Genomic DNA, 4,684 nt, shown 5'->3' on the forward strand with positions numbered 1-4,684 from the left:
GTCGTCGCCCAGGTGGTCACGACGATGGGCGCGATCAGCGACTCGTCGGCGAAGATCGCCGAYATCRTCAGCGTCATCGATGGCATCGCCTTCCAGACCAACMTGCTCGCACTGAACGCGGCGGTGGAAGCGGCACGCGCTGGCGAGCAGGGGCGTGGTTTTGCGGTGGTCGCCGGTGAAGTGCGCAGCCTCGCGCAGAGTTCGGCATCGGCAGCGCGTGACATCAAGGCGCTGATTGCCGGGTCGGCGGACGACGTGTCACTTGGCGCCGAGCTGGTCAAGCGCACCGGTGCGAGCATGAGTGAGCTCACGGGCAACGTCACCCGTGTTGCCGCCTTCATGGAAGAGATCATGGCTGCCAGCCAGGAGCAGAGCCAGGGCATCGATGAGGTCAGYCGCACGGTGACCCAGCTGGACGACATGACGCAGCAGAACGCGGCCCTTGTTGAAGAAGCTGCCGCGGCAGCCAAGGCGATGGAAGAACAGACGCATAGGCTGGAAGAGGTAGTCGGCGGTTTCCGGCTCTAAAGTGCTGGGTGCGGCTGGTAGTATCGCAGCCGTCCCCAACAGGTTTCCGTCGATGTCCGCCAACACCACGGCGCCGATCCGCGTACTCGTCGGTTCGCGCAACCCCGTCAAGATCGGCGCTGTGCGCAATGCACTGGCGCCGCTGTTTCCCGGCAGGCTATTGGAATGCGAGGGTATGCACGCACCCTCCGGCGTGCCCGACCAGCCGATGAACGCCGCAGAGACTCGTGAAGGTGCGGTCAACCGGATGAACTTCTGCCGGCAGCACGGAGACGCGGATTTCTACGTCGCCCTTGAGGGCGGCGTGGATGTGACCGAGGATGGCCCCGGCACGTTCGGCTATGTCGCGATAGCCAGCCAGGGCTATGTGTCGGTCGGCTGTAGCGCATGGTTGCCGCTGCCACCGGCCGTGTATGAAGCCTTGCTCGACGGCGAAGAACTCGGCCATGTCATGGACCGGTTGTTCGGCACGGTCAACATCAAGCAGCAGGGCGGGGCGATCGGCCTGGTCACCAACGGGCATGCGACGCGCGAAGGCGCGTATACGCAGGCCTTGGTGCTGGCGATGGCGCCGTTCCTGCACCCGGAGCTTTATGGGCTGGGGGATTCGGGGGATTGAGGTGGGTTGAGGAGGATTGAGGCGGAGAGCTTCGCCGATGAATCGGCTCCTACCGAGCAGGCACGGCCCAAGCAGGGCGCACCCCAAGCGGGGAACGACACCCCGCTCGGTAGGTGCCGATTCATCGGCGATGCTTTTGACGCTTAGCGCATGCCACCCGACGCGACGATCAGCTCGCCGGTCAGCCAGCCTGCGTCGTCCGAGGCAAGGAAGGTGACGATCGGCGCGATGTCGCCTACCTGGCCAATGCGGCCAAGCGGGGTCTGGCCGGCGGCCCAGGCCTCGAAGTCCGAACCGATAAAGCCGGCCGTCTCGGTGCCTTCGGTCTGCACCATGCCCGGGTTGACCGAGTTCACACGGATGCCGCGCGGACCCAGTTCGCGGGAAAGCACGCCGGTGATAGCGTCGACGGCGCCCTTGGTACCCGTGTAGACGGCGCTCTCGGCGGGCGTGATGCGAGTCACGGCCGAACCGATGTTGATGATGCTGCCGCCCTTGCCGAGGTGCTTCGAAGCCGCCTGGCTGACCTGGATCACGCCGAGCACGTTGACGTTGAAGGTGCGGTGGAACAGTTCTTCGGTCGTCGTGTCGATCGAGGCGAACTCGTAGAYGCCCGAGTTGTTCACAAGGATGTCCAGACGGCCAAAGTGTTCGATGGCGGCATTGACGATGCCCTCGGCATCTTTCTGCTTGGACACGTCGCCACCGACGGCGACGGCCTTGCCACCCGCGGCCTGGATCTCGGCGACGACCTTGTCGGCACCGGCCTTGCTCGAGGCGTAGTTGACGACGACGGCGGCGCCCTCGGCAGCCAGCGACTTGGCAATGGYGGCGCCGATGCCCTTGGAAGCGCCCGTGACGACCGCGACTTTCTCTTTCAGCTTGCTCATGGTTCGGTGTTCCCTGGTGGTTGGATGAAATAGCTCCAACCATGCATGGGGACGCCATGTCACCACCTGTCATACGTGGCCGGTCATAACACTTATGCCGCCCACGCAAGATTCATTTAGATCGAGGCACTTGAAAGGGCGCTGCGGCACCGCATCATTCATCCGTCCCGTGACGGCGAGTGCGCCGCCCCATCTCCAGCCTCCCCGGAAATCTTTCGCCATGACCGCTTCAACCCAGCTCGAACCCGTCGCTTCCTTCGATTACGTGATCTTCGGTGCCACCGGCGATCTCACCATGCGCAAGCTGCTGCCCGCGCTGTACCGCCGTTTCGCCGAAGGCCAGATCACCGCGGACTCGCGTATCGTCGGCACGGCGCGTTCGCCGCTGGATGATGAGACCTACCGTGAACGCGCCCGCAAGGCGTTGAGTGAACATGTCCGCGCCGACGAGTTGATCGACGCGACGGTAAACCGGTTCCTCCGCCTGGTTCACTATGTAAGCCTCAATGGCGCGGAATCGACCGGTAACTGGGACGGCCTGAAGAGCCTTCTCGAGTCCAACGCCAGCGCCGATCGCGTCCGCGTGTTCTACCTGGCGACCGCGCCGGATCTCTACGGCGACATCGCCCGGAATGTCTCCGAGAAGGGCCTGCGCAGTGAGACCTCGCGCATCGTGCTGGAGAAGCCGATCGGCACCGACCTGGACACCGCGCGCAAGGTCAACGAGAACGTCGGCCGCTACTTCCCGGAAAACAGCATCTTCCGCATCGACCATTACCTGGGTAAGGAAGCGGTGCAGAACATCATCGCACTCCGCTTCGCCAACCCGATGCTCGAGCGCATGTGGGACCGCGAGTCGATCGACTACGTGCAGATCACCGCCGCGGAGACCGTAGGCCTCGAGGGTCGCGGCGGCTACTACGACGGCTCTGGCGCCCTGCGCGACATGATCCAGAACCACCTGCTCCAGGTGCTGACCGTGGTGGCCATGGAGCGCCCGGGCTCGCTCGATGCCGACGCCCTGCGCGACGAGAAGGTGCGCGTGTTGAAGTCGCTCAAGCCGCTCGATCGCAACAACCTGCGCGCCAATGTCGCTCGTGGCCAGTACGTGCAGGGCACGGCCGGCGGCAAGTCGGTGCCCGCATATCGTGAGGAGCTGCCGGGCGAGACCGAGAGCAACACGGAAACCTTCGTTGCGCTCAAGGCGGAGATCGATAACGAGCGTTGGCAGGGCGTGCCGTTCTATCTGCGCTCGGGCAAGCGCATGCCGGAGAAGGTAACCGAGGTGGTGGTGCAGTTCCGCGCGGGTGAGCCCGGTCTGTTCGGTGAGGCGCGTCCGGGCAGTCGTCTTGTCATCCGGGTGCAGCCGAACGAGAGCGTCACCCTGCCGCTGTTCGTCAAGCACCCGGGCAACAGCTTCGGCCTGGACGAAGTCGATGCGCTATCGAAGCTCGGTCAGCCGGAACGGATTCGTTACCGCGACTCGTATGAGGGCCTGATGCTCGATGCGGTCAAGGGTAGCCCGGCGTTGTTCGTGCGCAAGGACGAAACCGAAGCCGCCTGGCAGTGGGTCACGCCGATCCTCGAGGGCTGGAGCCAGGATACGAAGGGTCCGGACAGCTATGAGGCGGGCACGTGGGGTCCGGAGTCGGCGCGCGAGCTTCTGCAGCAGGCGGGGCATGTGTGGGTTGAGGATATCGCTGCCTGACGGGTTCATGTAATCGGCTAAATAACGACCGAATCAGCGCCCTCATCACCGCTCTCCATCAACTGCATCAGTCGATCGAGCCCTTGTTTCAGACGCACGCGATCTTTCACGCCGCCTAGTGAAATGCGGATCGCCTGCTCCTGCGGGGCGCCATACGAGAACGCATCCGACGGTGTGACAGCGAGGCCTTCCAGGCGCGCTGTCATCGTCAGCGCACGTGCCGTCCACCGTCCCGGCAGTGGTAGCCAGAGATGAATGCCTTCGGCGGCGGGGGCTTCCGCACCAGTGAGCAGGTTCGCCGGGCGGAGTATCCGCGCCGCCATGGACTGCCGCTCGCCTGCTTCGGCACGCACGCCATCGAGCAAGGTCGCAGCCGTGCCGTCGTGAATCCATTGGGTCGCCAGTGACGTCATGACCGGCGTCGACATCAGGGTTACCGCGCGCAGGCTGCCCAGGAACGCCGAGCGCGACGAGGCATCCGGCGTCACGACGTAAGCGGTGCGCAGGCCGGGCGTCAACGCTTTCGACAGGGTGGCGATGTAACAGGTCCGCTCCGGCGCGAGGCGTGCGATCGGTGGCGGCGCCGCCCGGCACAAAGGCCAATAGGGGTCATCTTCGATGATGCGCAGGTCGCGCTTTCGCGCTACCGCGACGAGCTGTTCGCGGCGTGTCGCAGGCATGCTCGTCGCCGTCGGATTGCGCAGGGTAGGGTTGAGATAGATGACGCGTGCCTTATGCGCGAGGGTCGCCTGGYCAAGGGCATCGGGAAGCATGCCCTCGGCGTCGCTTTCCACGGCAACGAGTCGTCGGCCCAGATGCGCGGCGGCGCTGATCATGCCCGGGTACAACACCGGTTCGGTCAGTACGGTGTCGCCGGCATCGCTCAGGGCCAGAAGCAGCCCCGCAAGGGCCGCCTGTGCGCCGGGGCAGGTCACGACG

General features: G+C 64.9%; 4 protein-coding genes and 1 pseudogene. 3 read left to right on the forward strand and 2 right to left on the reverse strand.

Features of this window, described 5'->3' with window-relative positions; all coding sequences use genetic code 11:
- Window positions 1-525, forward strand: a pseudogene (locus tag AC1DSN_RS18600) (methyl-accepting chemotaxis protein); the annotation flags it as partial.
- Between the two features lie 55 nt (window positions 526-580).
- Window positions 581-1,147 carry an inosine/xanthosine triphosphatase gene (gene yjjX / locus AC1DSN_RS18605; RefSeq protein WP_477296962.1) on the forward strand — a complete coding sequence of 189 codons (567 nt, stop codon included), beginning with the start codon at window positions 581-583 and terminating at the stop codon, window positions 1,145-1,147.
- A 143-nt stretch (window positions 1,148-1,290) separates the two neighbouring features.
- On the opposite strand, the gene AC1DSN_RS18610 is transcribed toward yjjX, so the two are convergent.
- Window positions 1,291-2,037 carry a glucose 1-dehydrogenase gene (locus AC1DSN_RS18610; protein ID WP_477332147.1) on the reverse strand — a complete coding sequence of 249 codons (747 nt, stop codon included), beginning with the start codon at window positions 2,035-2,037 and terminating at the stop codon, window positions 1,291-1,293.
- 220 nt (window positions 2,038-2,257) lie between these two features.
- Here AC1DSN_RS18610 and zwf point away from each other — a divergent pair, with 220 nt between their 5' ends.
- Window positions 2,258-3,745 (forward strand): glucose-6-phosphate dehydrogenase, encoded by a 1,488-nt coding sequence (gene zwf, locus AC1DSN_RS18615; protein ID WP_063572786.1) that lies wholly within the window; start codon window positions 2,258-2,260, stop codon window positions 3,743-3,745.
- 17 nt (window positions 3,746-3,762) lie between these two features.
- Here zwf and AC1DSN_RS18620 read toward each other — a convergent pair.
- Window positions 3,763-4,684, reverse strand: a 922-nt coding sequence (locus AC1DSN_RS18620; RefSeq protein WP_477332149.1) for an aminotransferase-like domain-containing protein, incomplete at its 5' end; no start/stop codon positions are given.

Source organism: Luteibacter sp. P4_D7_3 (genome assembly GCF_056401735.1).